The sequence below is a fragment of the Sulfurospirillum sp. hDNRA2 genome (assembly GCF_024206095.2).
GTDB lineage: Bacteria > Campylobacterota > Campylobacteria > Campylobacterales > Sulfurospirillaceae > Sulfurospirillum.
Genome location: NZ_CP159800.1, coordinates 807021 through 825292 on the forward strand (window position 1 = coordinate 807021; position 18272 = coordinate 825292).

At 44.8% G+C, this 18272-nt stretch carries 18 protein-coding genes; 11 read left to right on the forward strand and 7 right to left on the reverse strand.

Annotated features, from left to right (window positions below; translation table 11 throughout):
• Positions 1-2 precede the first annotated feature (2 nt).
• Together NL930_RS04220 and uvrB are read right to left on the reverse strand one after the other, a co-directional pair.
• The gene (locus tag NL930_RS04220) at positions 3-2111 is read right to left on the reverse strand and encodes an RNA degradosome polyphosphate kinase (RefSeq protein ID WP_254375783.1); all 2109 of its coding nucleotides are present in this window, start codon (positions 2109-2111) and stop codon (positions 3-5) included.
• 76 nt (positions 2112-2187) lie between these two features.
• On the reverse strand, positions 2188-4164 hold the full coding sequence (gene uvrB / locus NL930_RS04225; protein WP_254375784.1) for an excinuclease ABC subunit UvrB: 1977 nt from the start codon (positions 4162-4164) through the stop codon (positions 2188-2190).
• A 61-nt stretch (positions 4165-4225) separates the two neighbouring features.
• Here uvrB and NL930_RS04230 point away from each other — a divergent pair, with 61 nt between their 5' ends.
• The 8 genes from NL930_RS04230 to NL930_RS04265 all read left to right on the forward strand — a co-directional run bounded on the left by NL930_RS04230 (position 4226) and on the right by NL930_RS04265 (position 11690).
• Positions 4226-4453 carry a hypothetical protein gene (locus tag NL930_RS04230; RefSeq protein ID WP_039673095.1) on the forward strand — a complete coding sequence of 76 codons (228 nt, stop codon included), beginning with the start codon at positions 4226-4228 and terminating at the stop codon, positions 4451-4453.
• Positions 4450-4668 carry a hypothetical protein gene (locus NL930_RS04235; protein ID WP_039673093.1) on the forward strand — a complete coding sequence of 73 codons (219 nt, stop codon included), beginning with the start codon at positions 4450-4452 and terminating at the stop codon, positions 4666-4668. Before NL930_RS04230 ends, NL930_RS04235 begins: the two co-directional genes overlap by 4 nt.
• 80 nt (positions 4669-4748) lie before the next feature.
• A complete protein-coding gene (locus tag NL930_RS04240; protein ID WP_254375785.1) occupies positions 4749-5243 on the forward strand; it encodes a type II secretion system protein in 495 nt (164 codons plus the stop codon).
• Positions 5244-5298: 55 nt separating this feature from the next.
• Positions 5299-5766, forward strand: coding sequence for a type II secretion system protein (locus NL930_RS04245; protein ID WP_254375786.1), 468 nt, complete (start codon positions 5299-5301; stop codon positions 5764-5766).
• Positions 5767-5772: 6 nt separating this feature from the next.
• Entirely contained in the window at positions 5773-7611 is a 1839-nt protein-coding gene (locus tag NL930_RS04250) for a primosomal protein N' (protein ID WP_254375787.1), read from the forward strand.
• Positions 7612-7936: 325 nt separating this feature from the next.
• Positions 7937-9001 (forward strand): flavodoxin-dependent (E)-4-hydroxy-3-methylbut-2-enyl-diphosphate synthase, encoded by a 1065-nt coding sequence (ispG, locus tag NL930_RS04255; RefSeq protein ID WP_060825559.1) that lies wholly within the window; start codon positions 7937-7939, stop codon positions 8999-9001.
• Entirely contained in the window at positions 8998-10428 is a 1431-nt protein-coding gene (locus NL930_RS04260) for a replicative DNA helicase (RefSeq protein ID WP_254375788.1), read from the forward strand. The genes ispG and NL930_RS04260 overlap by 4 nt, the downstream gene beginning before the upstream one ends.
• Complete coding sequence (locus NL930_RS04265) at positions 10428-11690, forward strand: ComEC/Rec2 family competence protein (RefSeq protein ID WP_254375789.1); 1263 nt, start codon at positions 10428-10430, stop codon at positions 11688-11690. Before NL930_RS04260 ends, NL930_RS04265 begins: the two co-directional genes overlap by 1 nt.
• On the opposite strand, the gene NL930_RS04270 is transcribed toward NL930_RS04265, so the two are convergent.
• From NL930_RS04270 to NL930_RS04280, 3 genes are read right to left on the reverse strand one after another with little or no spacing between them, the layout of a single operon-like run.
• Positions 11652-12431: a YihY family inner membrane protein gene (locus tag NL930_RS04270; RefSeq protein ID WP_254375790.1), complete on the reverse strand. Its 780-nt coding sequence runs from the start codon at positions 12429-12431 to the stop codon at positions 11652-11654. The two genes, NL930_RS04265 and NL930_RS04270, sit on opposite strands and share 39 nt — an antisense overlap.
• Entirely contained in the window at positions 12431-13813 is a 1383-nt protein-coding gene (glcD, locus tag NL930_RS04275; RefSeq protein ID WP_254375791.1) for a glycolate oxidase subunit GlcD, read from the reverse strand. Before glcD ends, NL930_RS04270 begins: the two co-directional genes overlap by 1 nt.
• Before the next feature lie 3 nt (positions 13814-13816).
• The gene (locus tag NL930_RS04280) at positions 13817-14536 is read right to left on the reverse strand and encodes a plasminogen-binding N-terminal domain-containing protein (protein WP_052435404.1); all 720 of its coding nucleotides are present in this window, start codon (positions 14534-14536) and stop codon (positions 13817-13819) included.
• A gap of 200 nt (positions 14537-14736) precedes the next feature.
• Here NL930_RS04280 and NL930_RS04285 point away from each other — a divergent pair, with 200 nt between their 5' ends.
• From NL930_RS04285 to NL930_RS04295, 3 genes are read left to right on the forward strand one after another with little or no spacing between them, the layout of a single operon-like run.
• Positions 14737-15918 carry a peptidoglycan DD-metalloendopeptidase family protein gene (locus tag NL930_RS04285; protein WP_254375792.1) on the forward strand — a complete coding sequence of 394 codons (1182 nt, stop codon included), beginning with the start codon at positions 14737-14739 and terminating at the stop codon, positions 15916-15918.
• Between the two features lie 53 nt (positions 15919-15971).
• The gene (gene corA, locus NL930_RS04290; protein WP_060825566.1) at positions 15972-16934 is read left to right on the forward strand and encodes a magnesium/cobalt transporter CorA; all 963 of its coding nucleotides are present in this window, start codon (positions 15972-15974) and stop codon (positions 16932-16934) included.
• A 3-nt stretch (positions 16935-16937) separates the two neighbouring features.
• Positions 16938-17525 (forward strand): NUDIX domain-containing protein, encoded by a 588-nt coding sequence (locus tag NL930_RS04295; protein WP_041963586.1) that lies wholly within the window; start codon positions 16938-16940, stop codon positions 17523-17525.
• Here NL930_RS04295 and NL930_RS04300 read toward each other — a convergent pair.
• Positions 17518-17943, reverse strand: coding sequence for a molybdopterin-binding protein (locus NL930_RS04300; RefSeq protein WP_039673075.1), 426 nt, complete (start codon positions 17941-17943; stop codon positions 17518-17520). The two genes, NL930_RS04295 and NL930_RS04300, sit on opposite strands and share 8 nt — an antisense overlap.
• Before the next feature lie 108 nt (positions 17944-18051).
• Positions 18052-18213 carry a hypothetical protein gene (locus tag NL930_RS04305; protein WP_254375793.1) on the reverse strand — a complete coding sequence of 54 codons (162 nt, stop codon included), beginning with the start codon at positions 18211-18213 and terminating at the stop codon, positions 18052-18054.
• Between the last annotated feature and the right edge of the window lie 59 nt (positions 18214-18272).

Here is an 18272-nt window from a genome sequence, read left to right on the forward strand (position 1 = left end):
GCTTAGCTCTCTTTAAAAAGACGTTTCACCAACTTCTCGGCTCTGTGCGTACTGTCTTTCTTTTGCGCTTTGTAGATTTTGTTCATATAATCTTCTAAAATCGTATGGTTATTGATCGATTTTTCATCGCCGCTGACGGCTTGCGTGTATTCTCCGTTGCTTCCTAGATTCCAGCTTAAAGCATTGTCGTTGAGCTGCAATTGTAAAATTTCGAAGAGTTTTTGTTGCAAAGCTTTATCGAAAATCGGCGTCATCAGCTCCAAGCGTCGCTCTAAGTTTCGAGGCATCCAATCCGCACTCGAAATAAACGTCGTGGTCGGTTCGGCATTTTTAAAATAAAAAATGCGCGCATGCTCCAAATATTTACCGACGATCGATTTGACGCGAATCGTTTCGCTGATACCCGCAACGCCGGGACGCAAACAACAAATACCTCGGGCAATAATATCGATCTGAACGCCCGCCATCGATGCTTCATACAAGGCTTGAATAACGTCCTGATCGACCAAAGAGTTCATCTTAACGACCATACGCCCTTCCGCGCCGAATTTGGCTTCGTTACGGATGAGGCTAATCACTTTGGGTTTGATTTGCGTCGGAGACATCGAAAGCGTTTGAAGCTTTTTGTATTTTGAAAAACCCGAGAGAATATGGAAAAACGTCGTGCCGTCTTTCGCAAAATCCTCTTTACATGTAAAGAAACTGGTGTCGGTATAGACTTTAGCGGTAGCCCCGTTGTAGTTTCCGGTACTCAGATGCATGTAAAACTTGAGTTTGCCGTCTTCTTCTTGGCGAATGACTTGCGCGATTTTCGCATGGACTTTAAAACCCGTAATACCGTACACGACATGTGCGCCGGCTTGCTCTAACGCTTTAGCCCAATGCAAGTTGTTCTCTTCGTCAAAACGCGCTTTGAGTTCCACGACGGCGGTGACTTGTTTTCCTTCGTTTGCCGCATCGATCAAGGCTTGAACGATTTGAGAGTTCTTCTCCACGCGATAGAGCGTCATACGAATGGAGATCACTTTCGGATCTTTAGACGCCTCTCGGATAAGTTTTAAGACAGGATCGAAACTTTCGTACGGGTGGAACAATAACACGTCGCCTTTATCGATGACTTTGAAAACCGATTCGTTGCTATCAAAAGGCGGTAGGACTTTGGGATTGTACGGCGGTAACGCAAGATGCGAAAAGTCTTTGTTGCCGACGATTTGCCATAATGCTCCTAAATTGAGCGGAATTTTATAGGTATAAATATCTTTGAAAAAGATTTGCATGTGCGAATTTAAAAACTCTAAAATATCCGGATCGGCGCCTTCTTCGATATTGAGACGTACAAACGCACCTTTACGTCTGAGTTTGAGTCCTTGTTCCATAATCATCATAAAGTCGTCGGCTTCCTCTTCTTCGATGACCATATCGGCGTTGCGCGTTACGCGAAACGCGGCGGAAGCGACCAATTTATAGCCGGGGAAAATCTCTTCAACATGCTTTTTAACGATCGATTCGATCGGAACGTAAGTGTTTTCGCCCGCTTGGAAAAAACGAGGCAAAACACGGGGAATGCGTATCATGCCGTATTTGTAGTTACCTTCTTCTTCATTCTCTCCGTCTTGAAGTTTGACCGCCAACGAAAAGCTCAGGTTGTTGAGGTGCGGAAACGGATGGGTCGCATTGACGGCGATGGGCACGATGACGGGCAGGATATTGGAAAAGAAATAGTCGTTGGCCTGACGCGCTAATACCGGACCTAATTCGTGGTAGTTCTTGATGTAAAGATTCTCTTTTTCCAAGTCGGCGACGATCTCTTCGTAACTGCTTTGAATCACCTCTTTTTCGCTTGCGAGGTAGGCTCTGATTTCGCGTAACTGATCGAGGGGCGTTTTTTGATCGGCTCCCGTTTCGATGACTCCGGCACTAAAAAGCTGTTTAAGTCCCGCCACGCGAATCATGTAAAATTCATCGAGGTTGGTAGCGTAAATCGCCAAAAATTTGAGTCGTTCGAACAAAGGCAACTCTTTTTTCATCGATTGGGCAAGGACTCTGGTGTTAAATTTGAGCCATGAAAGCTCGCGATTGAGATATAAGCTAGAGTCGTTTAAATCAGGCACGTCTTATCCTTTATAAAAAGTGGGGATATTTTATCGAAAAAAGGTTATAAAAAGGTAACGAAAACGTGCTTAAACGTTATGCTTTTTTGAGCTTTTCGATTTGGTCGCGCAGTTTCGCTGCTTTTTCAAACTCTAAAATTTTTGCCGCTTCCATCATCGCTTTGGTTAATTCAGCGATAATTTTTTTCTTTTGGGACGGCGGAATTTTTTCCGTTTTTGAATAAACGTTGTAGAGCTCGGCTTGCTCTTCGAGTTTAAGATTTTCATCCATTTTTCGCGTCGTACTGTGCGGGGTAATGCCGTGTTCTTGGTTGAAGGCTTCTTGAATGGCACGTCTTCGCATCGTCGTTTCAATCGCTTTTTGCATCGAATCGGTAATCTTTTCCGCAAACATCAAAACCCGACCGTTGATATTGCGCGCGGCACGTCCCATCGTTTGGATCAAGCTCGTTTCGGAGCGTAAAAACCCCTCTTTATCGGCGTCCAAAATAGCGACCAAAGAGACTTCGGGTAGGTCCAACCCCTCCCGCAAAAGGTTAATGCCCACTAAGACGTCGAATTCGCCGTTACGCAGTGCGCGAATGATTTGATTGCGTTCGATCGCGTCGATTTCCGAGTGCATGTATTTGATTTTGATGCCAAGATCGGCGTAGTAGCGCGTGAGCTCTTCCGCCATCTTTTTGGTCAGAACGGTCACGAGCACTTTTTCGTCTTTACATGTCACTTTTTTGATCTCGTCGTAGAGCGTTTCGACTTGATGTTTGCTGCTTAAAATCTCCACTTCGGGATCTAAAAGTCCCGTCGGACGGATAATCTGTTCGGCGGTATTTTCACCGCTGAGTTCTAACTCCAACTCTTTGGGCGTGGCACTCACGAACAAATAGCGCGGTGCTTTGCGAATAAATTCGTCGAACATCAACGGACGGTTGTCCAAAGCGCTCGGAAGCCTAAAACCGTACTCTACCAAGACCTCTTTGCGACTGCGATCTCCCGCAAACATACCGCGAAATTGCGGTAGACTGACATGGGATTCGTCGACGATGACGAGGTACTCTTCGTTCATGGCTTCAAAGTAATCGAAAAGCGAGTAGGGCGTACCGCCTGCTTCGATGCCGGTAAGATAGCGCGCATAGTTTTCGATGCCTTTGCACATGCCCGTACTTTGGAGCATTTCAAGATCAAATTCGACGCGTTGTTTGAGGCGTTGGTATTCGACCAGTTTGTCCTCTTGTTTCAAAAACGCCAAACGCTCTTCGAGCTCTGTTTCGATCTGTTTGATGGCAAGTTGAAGGCGTTCGTGTCCGACGATAAATTGATTGGCGGCGTAGATAACGACTTTGGTGAGGGATTGTCTTTTTTGATTGAGCAAAACGTCAAAATAGTAGATGCTCTCGACCTCGTCGCCGAAAAATTCAACCCGTATCGCCTCTTCTTCATTGTAGGCGGGATAGATATCGACGATGTCGCCGTTGACCCTGAAACAGCCCCGATCGAAATAGACGTCGTTGCGTTTATACCCCATATCGACCAAACGTAAGAGCAGGGTTTTTTGGTTGATCGAAACCCCTTTTTCGATGATCTGTACCATTTTTTTGTATTCGTGCGGATTGCCCAATCCGTAGTTGGCGGAGACCGAAGCGACGCAAATGACGTCGCGATACGAAAGCAACGAAGCGGTGGCACTGAGACGCAACCTCTCAAGCTCTTCGTTGATCGAACTGTCTTTCTCGATGAAAAGATCGCTTCGCGGAATATAGGCTTCGGGCTGATAATAATCGTAATAACTGATGAAATACTCCACGTGGTTTTGAGGGAAAAAACCCTTAAATTCACTGTAAAGCTGGGCGGCAAGGGTTTTGTTGTGCGTCATAATCAACGTGGGCATTTGAAGCGTTTGGATAATCTGTGCCATCGTGTACGTTTTGCCGCTTCCGGTCACGCCGATGAGCGTTTGGTAACGATTGCCTTTTTGAATAGACGCGCTCAGTTTAGCGATCGCCTCGGGTTGATCGCCGGAGGGTCGGTAGGGACTTTGAATGTGAAAAGGGTTCATATAGACACTTTGGGAATAATTTTGTTACAATTATAGCAAACAGTCCACCATGGAGCCTTAAATGCAAGAGCAAACCATCAACGTTTTAACGCAAAAGATCGGCGAACTTGTCGAAAAATACCAAGAACTTCAAGCGCAAAACGAGTTTTTACGCCAAGAACTCGTCAAAGAAAAGGCTCAAAGCGAAGCCAAAAGCGTGCAAATCGCCAAGCTGGAAAACGACCTGATCAGCAAAGACGTCAATGCCGACGACCTTTTGAGCAAAATCGAAGCCGTACTGAAAAAATGAATAAGATTACGATCAGCCTCGGCGGCAAAGACTACGACATCAAGTTGGAAGGCGATTTTGCCGTTCAATTTGAACAAGATTTTAAAGAACGGTTTAAAAATAGAAGCACCATCGATCCTAAAGAGTTACTGTTCGCGTATGTCGGTAAATGCTACGACGCTTTTATGTTGGAAAATGAAATCGCGCAATTGGTACGAAAGTTAGACGAGCTTTAAGTTAGACTTTACGTTCCTTTCATTATAATCCTAACAATTGTCAATAAGTGTATTGGCAAACACCATAACAAGGAGTTTTCATGAGAAAAGGTTTCACGATGATCGAATTGATCTTCGTCATTGTTATTTTAGGTATCTTGGCGGCAGTGGCATTGCCGAGAATGGTCGGTGTTCAAGAGCAAGCACGTTTGGCAAAAGCAGGCGAATTGGTGGCACAACTTAATAGCGTCGTAGCACCAGGGCTTTGGGCAAAAGCACAAGTCACCAATGACGGTAATGTCGGTGCCGCATTAAATGCGCTTGCCAATGGCGATGAGAGAAAAGAATTACGTTATTACATTGAAATTCCTTCTAACTTTACAGTACCTCATACATTAACGGAAGCGATTAATCACGCTGATTGTGATGCTGACGATAACGCACCAACGACAAACTGTCAAGTTCTCGCGGATGCAACAAATTCTATTTATATTTTTGTTCGAGATGGTAATAGTACAGAAGCACCTCGCTTTTGGTACAGTACAAAAACTGCCGGTGCAGCGAACGACTTTAACGTTTCTAAATCATCGTTTTAATCAGTATATCACGTTAAGAGCGAAATATCGCTCTTAACGTAAAAAGGTATCAGTGATGAAATCCGCATTTACTATGATCGAACTTGTTTTTATTATCGTTGTTTTGGGTATTTTAAGTGCCGTTGCTTTCCCGAAAATGGCACCTTTTTTAGAAGATGCCAAAATAGCACGAGGTCAGAGTAACGTATCGGCGATTCGTTCTGCTATCGCCAACGAACGCGCTAAAAATATGCTTAACGGAACAGTCGCTTATCCGCAAATTCTCGACGACGCGGCTCAAGATACGGAAAATGAATCTTTGTTTGACGGTAATGCAACGGTTAATATGCTTCAATACCCGCTTTATTCTAAAGCAACCGGCGGTAACTGGATGAAAAAATCCGCTAACGGTGCTAACACAACGTATCGCTATTATATCAGTGACGCGCGTTTCGTCGATTTTAATTACACGAGAGCAACAGGTATTTTTGATTGCTTACACAATGCCGCGAATAATAACGATTGTGCGTTGTTGACCAAATAAATACGTGTGTTTTACTACCAAATCTCTCTTTTAAAATCTCCACTTTCGCCTTTAAGCTATAGCTCCAACGAGCCGCTTGCACGAGGTACGCTGGTGGAAGTGTCGCTTTCGCGTCGAACGATGCGCGGCGTCGTGTTGGAAAGCGTTGAAGAACCCTCCTTTACATGTGAGTGCATCGGATCTACATGTGAGCTTTTTTATCCTCCTAAAATCATCGAGCTTGCCCGTTTTATAGCGGAGTATTACGTCTGTTCTTTGGGGGAAGCTTTAGCCTTGTTCGTTCCTTACGACACGCACGCGTCTTGCGAACTGAAGGTACAAACGAGCACGTCGATTGTGCTTTCTTCGGAACAGCAAAAAGCGTTGGATTTTATTCAAGAGCATCCTTCGTTGTTGCTTTTCGGAGATACGGGAAGCGGTAAAACCGAAATCTATATGAAACTTTTCGAACAGTGCATTGACGAGGGCAAGCAAGCGATTTTTTTGCTTCCCGAAATCGGTTTAACCCCGCAAATGAAAGAGCGCTTGAAGAAGCATTTCGGTTCCCATGTCGCCATTTGGCACTCCAAAATTAGCGCGAAGAAAAAAGAGCAGATTTTAAGCGATCTTTCTGAGGGCAAAATCGCCGTCGTGGCGGGAACGCGTTCGGCACTTTTTTTACCGTTTTCGCATTTAGGGTTTATCGTCGTTGACGAAGAACACGACGAAAGCTACAAATCGGGCTCACGTCCGCGTTATAACGCCAAAGACTTGGCACTTTTGTTCGGACAAAAATTAGGCATTCGCGTGCTTTTGGGTTCGGCGACGCCAAGCCTTGGAAGTTTTCAAAAACTGCCGACGTTTCGACTCAAAGGGACGTTTTTCCCTTCGCAAAGCAGGGTTTTGTACGATGAGGGCGAACACGGCATTTCGTACGTGATGACGCAAGCGATTCAAAACGCGCTTAAAGCACACCGTCAAGTCGTCGTCTTTTTACCGACGCGCGCCAACTTCAAATACGTGACATGTAAAAAGTGCGGCGCGCATATCGAATGTCCGTTTTGCAGTGTTGCGATGAGCTTGCATCATGCCGCAAACGCGTTGAAGTGCCATTACTGCAATTACGCCGAGACGATTCCGAGCGTTTGCCCGACCTGCGGTCACGACGAGATTATCGCCGAACGCTTAGGAACGGCGGAGGTCGCCCAAAAACTCCAAGCACACTTTGAAAGCTTTGTCGTTCAACAGTTCGATCGCGACGTCGTGCGTACCGAAAAGCATTTAAGCGAGATTTTAACGCGCTTTAACGAACATCGCATCGACATTATGGTCGGAACGCAAATGCTCTCCAAAGGGCACGACTACCACGACGTCGGGCTTGCCGTTATTTTAGGAATCGACGCCTTAATGGCCATGAGCGATTTTCGCGCCAGAGAAAAGACGCTGGCGTTGGTCAAACAAATCGCGGGACGAAGCGGGCGTAAAGGTTACGGAGAGGTACTGATTCAAACCAAAAACGCCGCTTTTTTCAAGCGTTATTTAGATGATTTTGAGGCATTCTTACACGAAGAAGCCCAGAGTCGAAAGGGGCTTTATCCGCCGTTTAAAAAGATGCTTCGCTTGATGAGTTCGCATGCCAAAGAGGAAAAAGCTCAAGCGATCATCGAGCACGTCGTAGGTATTGCCACACACTTTCCAAACGTCGAAGTCGTGGGATTCGGTAAAGCGAATATCGCTAAAATCGCGGGTAAATACCGTTACGAACTTTTAGCAAGAAGCGACTCAAGCAAAGCATTGCTTGAATTTGCCCATGCGCTTCGATCCTTACATGTCGAAGCCGATATGGATCCTCTGTCTTTTTCTTAAAAACAAAAAGTGTATAATCTTTTCTATTAGACTTCTTTCATAACCTATGAAAATAAGAGTATTGAGACATAGCACATCACTTTTTAAAACTAAAAACATCGCCATAGTTTGGCTATGACTCAATTTTGAGTTTTAAAAATTAACGCACTCTGTTTAAACTCTTTATATTTTAAAGGTTATGAAAGAAGTCTATTCTAAAAACACCTGTAAAAATTGCGCACGAAACACGGAGTCTCCATGAAGTCAAAGCGATCGCTTCGAGATTTTCATCGTCGATGACCGTTTCGAAAAAGGAATTTTCAGGTACGATAAAGTTGGATCAATCATGATAAAACGCTACCCAACCAAACAAATTTTTGTCGGCAACGTGCCTATCGGCGGCGATGCCAAAATACCCGTTCAATCGATGACGTTTTCCAAAACGCACGACGTGGACGCGACGGTTGAACAGATACGTCGGTTGCATTTTGCCGGATGCGACATCGTTCGCGTCGCCGTTCCTAACGAAGAAGACGCTCGCGCTCTTAAAAGTATCAAAGCGCAAAGTTCGCTTCCTTTGGTCGCAGATATTCATTTTAACTACCGTTTAGCACTCATTGCCGCGGAAGTCGTGGATTGTATTCGCATCAATCCGGGCAATATCGGCACTAAAGCACGCGTTAAAGAGGTCGTTAAAGCGTGCAACGAAAGGGGTATTCCGATTCGTATCGGCGTTAACAGCGGTAGTTTGGAAAAAGAGTTTGACGAAAAGTACGGCCCGACTTCCAAAGGTATGGTCGAATCGGCACTTTATAATATCAAATACCTTGAAGACTTAGGCTTTACGAATATGAAAGTTTCCCTCAAAGCCAGCGACGTGGAGCGCACCGTCGAAGCGTACCGTATGCTTCGTCCTTTGGTCGATTACCCGTTTCATTTGGGCGTGACCGAAGCGGGCACGCTTTTTCATTCGACCGTCAAGTCGTCCATCGCGCTTGGAACGCTCTTGTTGGAAGGTATCGGCGATACCTTGCGCGTATCGATTACGGGAGAGTTGGAAGAAGAGATCAAAGTAGGGCGGGCTATTTTGAAAGACAGCGGCGTGCAAGCCGAAGGTCTCAACATCATTTCCTGCCCGACATGCGGACGTTTGGAAGCCAACCTCGTCAATGCCGTTGCGGAAGTGGAACGTCGTACGAAACACATTAAAGCACCGCTGAATATTTCGGTAATGGGTTGCGTGGTCAATGCCATCGGCGAAGCCAAACATGCCGATGTCGCCATAGCGTTCGGTAAAGGACAAGGACTCGTGATGGTCAAAGGCGAAGTGGTTGCCAAACTCAAGGAAGAAAATTTGGTCGATACCTTTTTAGAAGCCGTCGAACGTGCCGCCAAGGAGTATAAAGCGTGAATAACCTCCACAATATCAATATCGAGCGTTCTGTTTTAAGCTCTATTTTGTTTAATCCCGCAACGTTTGAAGACGTCGCGGCGAACTTGAACGCAAAAGATTTTTACTTACCGAGCCACCGCTATATTTACGAAGCGATGGAAGCGTGCGAGCGGGAAGATTTACCGATCGATGAAGAGTTCATCAAGAAAAAGCTGAATCAACAAGGGCGATTCGACGAAGACGCAATGTTGGAAATCCTCTCGACCAATCCGCTTCCGGCAACCAAAGCGTACGTCGAAGAGATTAAAGAAAAAGCGATTAAGCGGGAGTTGGTGCAACTAACCAGCGACATTAAAGAGATCGCGGTCGAAAAAGACCTTCCCTCAAGCGACGTCGTGGACTTGGTTCAGCAAAAACTCTATCAAATTACGCAAGAAAACAGCTCGCGAGAATTCCGTGAATCGCCCGAGATGACGCATGCGACCATCGCGCACATTCACGAGATGAAAAAACGCGGTAATTCGGGCGTCGTCGGCGTCGACACGGGTTTTGCCGAGATCAACAAACTGACGACCGGCTTTGGAGAAGGCGATCTCATCATCGTCGCGGCACGTCCGGCGATGGGAAAGACCGCTTTTTGTCTCAATTTAGCGCAAAACGCCTTGAATGAAGGGCGCGGCGTGGCGATCTTTTCGTTAGAAATGCCGGCTGAGCAGTTGATGCTTAGGATGCTCAGCGCTAAAACGTCGATTCCGCTTCAAAAACTCAAAGTCGGCGACATGAACGACGAGCAGTGGGGACATTTGACGCGTGCGGCGGACGAAATGAGCAAACGCAAATTTTTCGTCGACGATAACGGCTCGGTGGACATTCACCAAGTGCGCGCGAAACTTCGAAAACTCAAGTCCCAACATCCCGAAATTTCGTTGGCGATTATCGATTATTTGCAGTTGATGACCTCCGGCGGCAATCGTGATCGGCATTTGGAAGTCAGCGATATTAGCCGAGGATTGAAGCTTTTAGCGCGTGAATTGAGTATTCCGATTATCGCGCTTTCTCAGCTAAACCGAGGTTTGGAAGCCAGAAGCGATAAGCGACCGATGCTGAGCGATCTTCGTGAATCCGGAGCCATCGAACAAGATGCCGATATGATTTTGTTTGTTTACCGCGACGACGTGTATAAAATTCGCGAAGAGAAAGAAAAAGAGCAAAAAGCACGCACGGAAGGCAAAGAGTACAAAAGCAATTTCTTTGAAAAACCTGAAGAAGACGCCGAAGTGATCGTCGGTAAAAACAGAAACGGTCCTGTAGGCGTGGCAAACCTCGTCTTTCAAAAAGCGTGCACGCGCTTCGTGGATCGTAAAATGGGTATTCCGATCGAAGTGGTGCAGTATAACGCTTCGATCAATCCTCCCGAAGCTAAAATCGACTTACCGCCGTTGTAATGCGCGATCTACCGCTCTTTGCGAACAAAAAAGAGTTTTTTGTTTTGATGGGAGCGGTCGTTTGCATAGCGTTTGTTTCACTGCTTTTTGAGTTTTACCGTTACCAAAGCTTGGTCAAAGAATCCTTACATGTAGGAAAAGCGACCGTTTTAAACCATTACCGTAAAACCAACGATAAAGGCAAAACCTACGACGTTTTAAAGCTCAAACTAGACTTAGGCGGTGCGGAAGTTTACACGACGTCGTGGCGTGCGATGGACGTGACGTTTCAAAGTAGGGTAAAAGTCAAGCTAAAAGTCGATAAAGTCACTTTTTACGATTACGTGAAAGGTTTTTACGCACCCAATCTTTCGATCTACGAAATCTATGAAGACGCTCCGCCGTGGAATGCCAAAGCGTGGTATCGCTTCATTACCGAGCAACACGAAAACGAAAAGCTTGCCGAACTGTACCAAACGCTTTTTTTTGCCACGCCGATTTCCAAAGAGTTGCGAGACGAGGTGCAAAAATGGGGTATTTCGCACTTGATCGCGATTAGCGGCTATAACGTCGGCGTGATTAGCTTTTTACTTTTTTTCTTCCTTCGCCCGATCTATCGTTTTTTTCAAAGTCGCTATTTCCCGTATCGTAACGCAACGTTTGATTTGAGTTGTATCGTTTTTGGCGTTTTGTTTGGCTATATGGTCGTTCTTGATTTTATGCCTTCGTTTTTAAGGGCTTTTGCGATGAGCGTCTTTGGCTTTTTCCTCTTCTCCCGCGGTATCAAACTTCTATCCTTCGGAACACTTGGACTGACGTCGTTGTTTTTACTGGCACTTTTTCCCTCTCTTTGGTTTTCGCTTTCGTTTTGGTTCTCCGTTGCGGGCGTGTTTTATCTTTTTTTGCTTTTGCATCACTTCGGAACGTTGCCAAAAGGCGTTTTAGTGCTTATCGTCGATTTGGGTGTTTTTTTCTTGATGCTACCGCTCGTGCATACGTTTTTCCCCGTCTTTACCTTTTTACAATTAACGACTCCGATAACCAGCCTTGTGTTCGTGGCTTTTTATCCTTTGGGTGTTTTGTTACATGTCATGGGTTACGGAGGGGTTCTTGACGACGTGCTTTTAGCGTTTTTAAGCGTGCCCTCAACGCACTATTTTCTCAATTTTCCCATATGGTTTTTAGCGCTTTTTGTTCTTTTATCGTTGGGGGCGATTCGTTTTAAAAGCCTTGTGTTCGTCTGTTTAGGCTTGAGCGGCGCGAGCCTCTTTTTGATTCAGTAAAAAGCAAAGTTTTAACCCGTAAAGGTAGATAAACCACGAGAGGTAAATCCAGATGAAGAAGAAAAGTAAAATACTAAAAGAGCCGTAAATGCTGAGGTAGGTTTTGTTGTAAGTGACGTAAAGGACGAAGACGATTTTGGAGCAGTACCAAGACAACGAAGCGATAAACGAGGCGATCAGTACGCTTTTAAAGTAAATCTTGATTTTGGCGGAGATGCTGTAAAGCGTAAAAAAGAGTAACCAGATGACCGCATATGCCATCAAGTTGACGACAAACGGCGAGTCGCTCGTCACAAACGATTGAACGTAAAAAAAGACGATAAGCCCCAAGGGCATTAACGTTACGGTCGTCCAATACGTCGAAAGGGCTTCCCAAAAACTACGGGTCGGAATTTCAAAGATTTTGCTGACGATTTTTTCGTAATCCAAAAAGAACATAACCGAGATATACACCACAAAGATAAGCCCTACGACGCCCATATTGCCGGTGTTTTCCATAAAATCGCGCAAGTAGCGTATCATAACGTCTTGTTGGGTCGGAATCAAAGAACTGAAGATAAACCCTTGAAGCTTTTCGTAGTAAACTTCAAACAGGGGCATTTTGGTGAAAATACTAAAGGTAACGAGTAAAATAGGAATCAACGAAAGAATCGTATGAAAGCTTAAAGAAGAGGCGTAGTGCGCTAGTTCTACGTCTCTTAAGGTTTTGAAAAAGTCTTTACACTCTTTCGCGCTTAACACTAAAGCCCCATTTTGGACGGATTGAGAATATTGTTGGGATCAAACGCTTTTTTGATCGAGCGGAAGAGTTCCATCTCCGCATCGCTGAACGCCAAATGCATAAAAGGCGCTTTACTGAGTCCGATACCGTGTTCACCGCTCAATGTTCCGCCCAAAGCAACGGTAGCTTTGAAAATTTCTTCGATAGCATGATGTCCGATTTCGAGTTGTTTCGGATCGCTTCCGTCGACCATCACGTTGGTATGCACGTTGCCATCACCCGTGTGTCCGAAGCACGGAACCGTGACGTCGTATTTTTGTGCAATTTCGCCGATCGCTTTAAGAAGAGCGGGAAGCTTGCTTCGCGGAACGGTAATGTCTTCGTTGAGTTTTTTACTGCCGTAAATCGTGATAGACTGGCTAGCATTGCGTCTGGCGAACCACAAATCTTTGGATTCTTGTTCGTTTTGTGCACGTTTAAAGTGGGAGCAGCCGTTTTCATGGAACGCTTTTTCGATAATGTCGAGTTGTTGGCTTAATTCGTCTTGGCTATTTCCGTCCACGTCGGTAATCAAAATAGCACCCGCATCGATCGGGAGGCCTTTATGGAATTTTTGCTCGACCGCACGAATCGAGTAATTGTCTAAAAATTCCATCGCAACGGGCGTTACGCCTAATGCCATCGTTTTATAAACCGCGTTCATCGCATCATCGACGCTTGGAAAAACGCCCATGGCGGTTTGTGCCATTTTGGGTTTGGCGATGAGTTTAAGCGTGATTTCGGTAATTACGGCGAGCGTTCCTTCGCTGGCGATTAAAATACCCGCGATATTGTAACCCGCAACGTCTTTAATGGTACGTTTGCCCGCACGAATGACTTCGCCGTTTGGAAGTACCGCACGAAGTGCCATCACGTAATCTTTGGTAATTCCGTATTTTGCCGCACGCATACCGCCGGCATTTTCGCTGACGTTTCCTCCAAGGGTTGAATACTCTTCGCTCGCCGGATCGGGCGGGTAAAAAAGACCTAACTCTTCGACCGCTTTTTGAAGGTGCATGTTGATAACGCCCGGCTGCACGACCGCTACCATGTTTTCCATATCGATTTCAAGGATTTTGTTCATATGTTTTTCAAACGCAAGGACGATACCGCCGTTTGCGGGTAATGCACCGCCGGTAAATCCGCTTCCCGCCCCTCGTGGCGTGATCACGATGCGGTGTTCGTTACAATACGTTAAAATCGCCGCGACGTCTTCTTCATGGCGCGGAAACAAAACCGCGTCGGGTAAGTAACGCGTACGCGTCGCATCGTAGCAATACGCTAGCAGATGGGCTTTATCGTCGTAAACGTTTTCTTCGCCTAAGAGGCGTTTAAAATGGCTAAGATGACTTGTCTCTAACATTGTTTATTTTCCGATCAACGTTTTATAGTAGCTATCGTAGTCGCTAATTTTGGAGCTACTCCAACTAAACCATGACGTTTCGATGTCTTTGACGCGTGCGTAAAACGGCAGTTGCGTTTCGCCCGAGTTGGAGATTTTAACGGTTTTGATCGTATTGAAATTGTGGCAATCGACGAAATACCCTTGGTCTTTGATACCGAAGAAGATCAAAGAAGCCGTGTTTTGATAGCATGCTTGTCGAAAAATCGATTGATCGGGGTTTGGACGATAGAGTTTACTAAGGTATGCCGCAACAAGATCGGGGTGAATCCACGTAATGTCCGAATACTCTTTGGTAATGTCGCGAAAGACGTTGGCGTTTGGAACGACGATCAATGCACGATCGTACAGGTAGTTCATAATCACTTCGTCGCCGACGATCGGTTTGACGCCCGCTTCGGGGAATGCGCCTTGAGAGAGCATTTCAAATTTAGCAAGTTTTAAAACGGCTTTCGTACCGTCTTTTTGGACGACGTCGCCGCGGGCAATAATCGTGGTCGTTTTAGCATCAAAAGAGTGTTTAATAACGCCGCTCGCACCTATAACAATCTCCGGAGAATCGGCAATGACGACTTGGGTGTCGGACGTCTCAAGAACCTTCGTCTTGTATTCTTTAAAGAGGGTTTGAGCTTGCGCAAACGTACATAACACCAAAAAAGATAGAGCTAAAACGAGCTTATTCAATACGAACTCCTTGAAGGGCAAACTAACCCTTTATTTTTTGCCAATGATTATACTATAGAGTTCTTTCATAACGCTTTATGGACGGGGTATTCTTGAGGGTTCGAAGCGGCAATCGGAGAAAAATTTAGGGATTTTGCTAGGCTTTCTTAGGCGTTTTGTAAGATTTGTTCCGCTAAAATCCATCCAGACGAGGAGGGACAATGACTAAACTAATCATCGCGTGGCTGCTACTGCTATCCTTCTCCGCCGCGGCTTATTTAGAAGAGCTCAAATGGCCTAAAGGCGAAACTTTCTTAACGTTTCTAGAACACAATCAACTTCCTTCATCGATTTACTACAGTTTGGATAAAGAAGAGCAAGAATTGGCCGCCGAGATTATCGCCGGCATCAAATACCAAGTCCTCCGCAATAGCGATACGAGTGCTTTAGAGCAAGTGCTGATTCCGATCGGTGAAGAGCTTCAGATGCATATCAAGCAAAAAAACGATCAGTTTATCATGGAGATAGAGCCGATAGCCGTGCAGTTGGAAGAGCATGCTTTGGTTCTTGACATTCAAAATTCTCCTTTTGTGGATATCGTCAATGCGACGAAAAACAATCTTTTAGCCAACGAATTCGCGCAATCGTTTCGCGACAGCGGCGTAAATCTTCGCAATTTGAAAAAAGACGATCAATTGGTATTACTGTATCGCCAAAAACGAAGGCTCGGAAAACAGTTCGGTTCTATCAAGATCGACGTTTCGATGATCGAGACCAAAAATAAACAAAACTATATTTTTTATTATAAAGAGAGTTATTACGACGCTAAAGGTCAGGAACTCGAAAATTTCTTGCTCAGTACGCCCGTCAATTATACGCGTATCTCTTCGCCATTTACGTTGATGCGCTGGCATCCCATTTTACAGAAATACCGTGCGCATTTAGGTATCGACTATGCCGCAAGCGTGGGAACACCCGTCAAATCGGCGGGTAACGGACGCGTGAATTTTGTCGGCGAAAAAGGCGGGTACGGCAATACGATCGAAGTCAACCACGACGGCAGTTACAAAACGCTTTACGGACATCTTAACGGTTTTGCCAAAGGGCTTCGTAGCGGGCAAGTCGTCAAACAGGGGCAAGTTATCGGCTACGTCGGCAATACGGGGCTTAGTAGCGGACCGCACTTGCATTTTGGACTTTACCGTAATAATGTCGCTATTAATCCCGCAAGCGTCGTCAAAATCGCTAAAAGTGCTTTAAGCGGTAACGATCTTCGCGGATTTTTAGAGTATACTAAAGCACTGAAAAACAAGGTTGAAACGGCGTTAAAAGAACATGTGCCTCCCGTACAAGAAGAGAATTTCGAATACGCGTATCCGTTCGATAAAAAAAGTGACATGTAAGCAAACGATAACCGTTTTGCGATAGAATTTTAAAAAAAAGAGAAGAAGAGTCCATGATACGATGTTTCTTTAAAAACAGCAATAAGCTAGAAGTCATTACGGATTTAAGCGAATTCGACGATAACGAAGATAAAAAAAGCAAAGTCGTTTGGCTTGACATGTTACTTCCGACCAGCGAAGAGATCGTCTTTGTCGAACATACGTTCGGGATCGATTTCCCGACCAAACAAGAGTCCGAAGAGATCGAGATCTCGTCTCGTTATTGGGAAGAAGATAAAAAAATCGAAATCAACAGTTTCTTTTTGATCGCCAACGACGATAGTGCGCATAACGAAACGGTTTCGTTTATTTTGCAGGGCAATCTTTTGATCTCTATTCGCTATAAAGAGCTCAAAACCTTTGAAGAATTTAGTAAACGCTTTTACTATGCCCCGCGCGAATTTAAAAACGGTTACTACATCTTTTCGCAACTTTTAGACATCAGAATCGACGCGGACGCCGACATTATCGAAAAACTTTCCAAAGACATCACACGTTTGCGTAAACACGTTTTTACCGACTATACGAACGATGATGAAGAGATGTTGGAGAAAATCTCCTCGTTTGAAGATCTCAATATGAATATTCGCGAAAACTTGATGGATAAGCAACGCATCTTAACCTCTTTTTTAAAATCGAACAAATACGACGACAGTTCGCTTCGAGGCGACATCGTCATCATGCTTAAGGATATTAAGTCCTTGATCGACTATACCGAATTTAATTTTGAAAGGCTCGATTATTTGCAAAACATTTTCGTGGGTGTTTTGAACATCGAGCAAAATAAAGTCATTAAAATCTTTACGATTATGAACGTTATCTTTTTACCGCCGACGTTGATCGCGAGTATTTACGGAATGAACTTTAAAGTTTTGCCCGAACTTGATTGGCAATACGGATATGCCTTTTCACTCTTTTTGATGGTACTTTCGGCGATTACGCCTATCTTGTTTTTTAAGAAAAAAGGCTGGATTTAAGCGATGGACCATACGATTGAAGTGCTCAAAATCGAGGAGTGTATCGACTCGTGCTATATTAAACCCAAAAGCATGTACTACATGCACAACAATGTCGAAAAACGTTGGGATATCGTCGATACGCATAACAGCGTCGCCATTTTACTTTATCATAAAGCCTTAGACTCTTTTGTATTCGTCAAACAGTTTCGCCCTTCCATCTATCTGAAAAATCATGACGGCTTTACGTACGAGTTGTGTGCGGGCATCGTCGATAAAGACAAAAGCCTGATCGAAATCGCGCAAGAAGAGATTTTAGAAGAGACGGGCTATGACGTACCCTTAGGTAAAATAGAAAAAATTTCGTCGTTTTACACGGCGGTAGGTTTTGCGGGCGGTCGTCAGACGCTTTATTACGTCGTTTTAGATGAAAGTATGAAAGTGAGCGAAGGCGGCGGAATCGACAATGAAAATATCGAAGTGATTTATTTGAAGCGGGAAAAAACGATCGAATTTATGTTCGACGAGAGTATCGCGACCACATCAGGGCTGATGTTTGCGCTGATGTGGTACTTTAAAACGTATGAGCCTACGAAAACGTTTGTTAATTAACACCGACTAAAATATTGGAAGCTTTGATGATAGCGTAAATGCTATCGCCTTTTGCCAAAGAGAGCTCTTGTTTCGCATCTTCGGTAACGACGGCGGTAACGACGATACCCGCTGGCGTCGTGATAACGACTTCACAATTGACCGCTCCGTTTTTAATCTCTGTGATCGTTCCTTTGATTTTATTGCGTGCGCTAACTGCCAATGCGATGTCGGCTTTTGCCAGTAAAACGCTTTGCGCTTTGAAAATACAGACCACTTCGCTCCCCGCTTTCAAGCCGAGCATTTCAACCGCATCGTTGGTAATAACGGAAACAATTTTTTCGCCGCTAGCGGGAGTGACGATCACTTCACTGTTAACGGGTCCTTTTTTCACTTCGACGATTTTTCCTAAAATTTGATTTCGTGCGCTAATCTTCATATGCAATCCTTTTAGTGTGTCTATCAAGCCAAAACTTAATACATGTGAGAATTATGTCACGGACGGATATGTATTGTCAATTGCTAACGCAATCATCGCGATGCGTTGCTATTTTTTCTTTCCGGCTTGTGCGATTTTGTCAAACGAAATATACGATGCAAAGCATTTATACGTCAGGACATATACCGCACTGATGAGCGTTGCGATGCCCAAAGTGACGACAAAACTTGAAAAAACGGCGGACAAAAAGATAGCGTAAACTTCACTCATCGTGCTTCTCCTTAGTGCAATGAAACATATTCTACCGTAATATAATTTAAAATATAATG

Bases quoted from the DNA above. Each gene is read 5' to 3' on its own strand.
- glcD (WP_254375791.1), bottom strand. From the start codon at position 13,813: ATGTTAGAGACAAGTCATCTTAGCCATTTTAAACGCCTCTTAGGCGAA.
- corA (WP_060825566.1), top strand. From the start codon at position 15,972: ATGATACGATGTTTCTTTAAAAACAGCAATAAGCTAGAAGTCATTACG.
- NL930_RS04300 (WP_039673075.1), bottom strand. From the start codon at position 17,943: ATGAAGATTAGCGCACGAAATCAAATTTTAGGAAAAATCGTCGAAGTG.
- NL930_RS04235 (WP_039673093.1), top strand. From the start codon at position 4,450: ATGAATAAGATTACGATCAGCCTCGGCGGCAAAGACTACGACATCAAG.
- NL930_RS04305 (WP_254375793.1), bottom strand. From the start codon at position 18,213: ATGAGTGAAGTTTACGCTATCTTTTTGTCCGCCGTTTTTTCAAGTTTT.
- NL930_RS04230 (WP_039673095.1), top strand. From the start codon at position 4,226: ATGCAAGAGCAAACCATCAACGTTTTAACGCAAAAGATCGGCGAACTT.
- NL930_RS04265 (WP_254375789.1), top strand. From the start codon at position 10,428: ATGCGCGATCTACCGCTCTTTGCGAACAAAAAAGAGTTTTTTGTTTTG.
- NL930_RS04295 (WP_041963586.1), top strand. From the start codon at position 16,938: ATGGACCATACGATTGAAGTGCTCAAAATCGAGGAGTGTATCGACTCG.
- ispG (WP_060825559.1), top strand. From the start codon at position 7,937: ATGATAAAACGCTACCCAACCAAACAAATTTTTGTCGGCAACGTGCCT.
- NL930_RS04240 (WP_254375785.1), top strand. From the start codon at position 4,749: ATGAGAAAAGGTTTCACGATGATCGAATTGATCTTCGTCATTGTTATT.
- NL930_RS04285 (WP_254375792.1), top strand. From the start codon at position 14,737: ATGACTAAACTAATCATCGCGTGGCTGCTACTGCTATCCTTCTCCGCC.
- uvrB (WP_254375784.1), bottom strand. From the start codon at position 4,164: ATGAACCCTTTTCACATTCAAAGTCCCTACCGACCCTCCGGCGATCAA.
- NL930_RS04245 (WP_254375786.1), top strand. From the start codon at position 5,299: ATGAAATCCGCATTTACTATGATCGAACTTGTTTTTATTATCGTTGTT.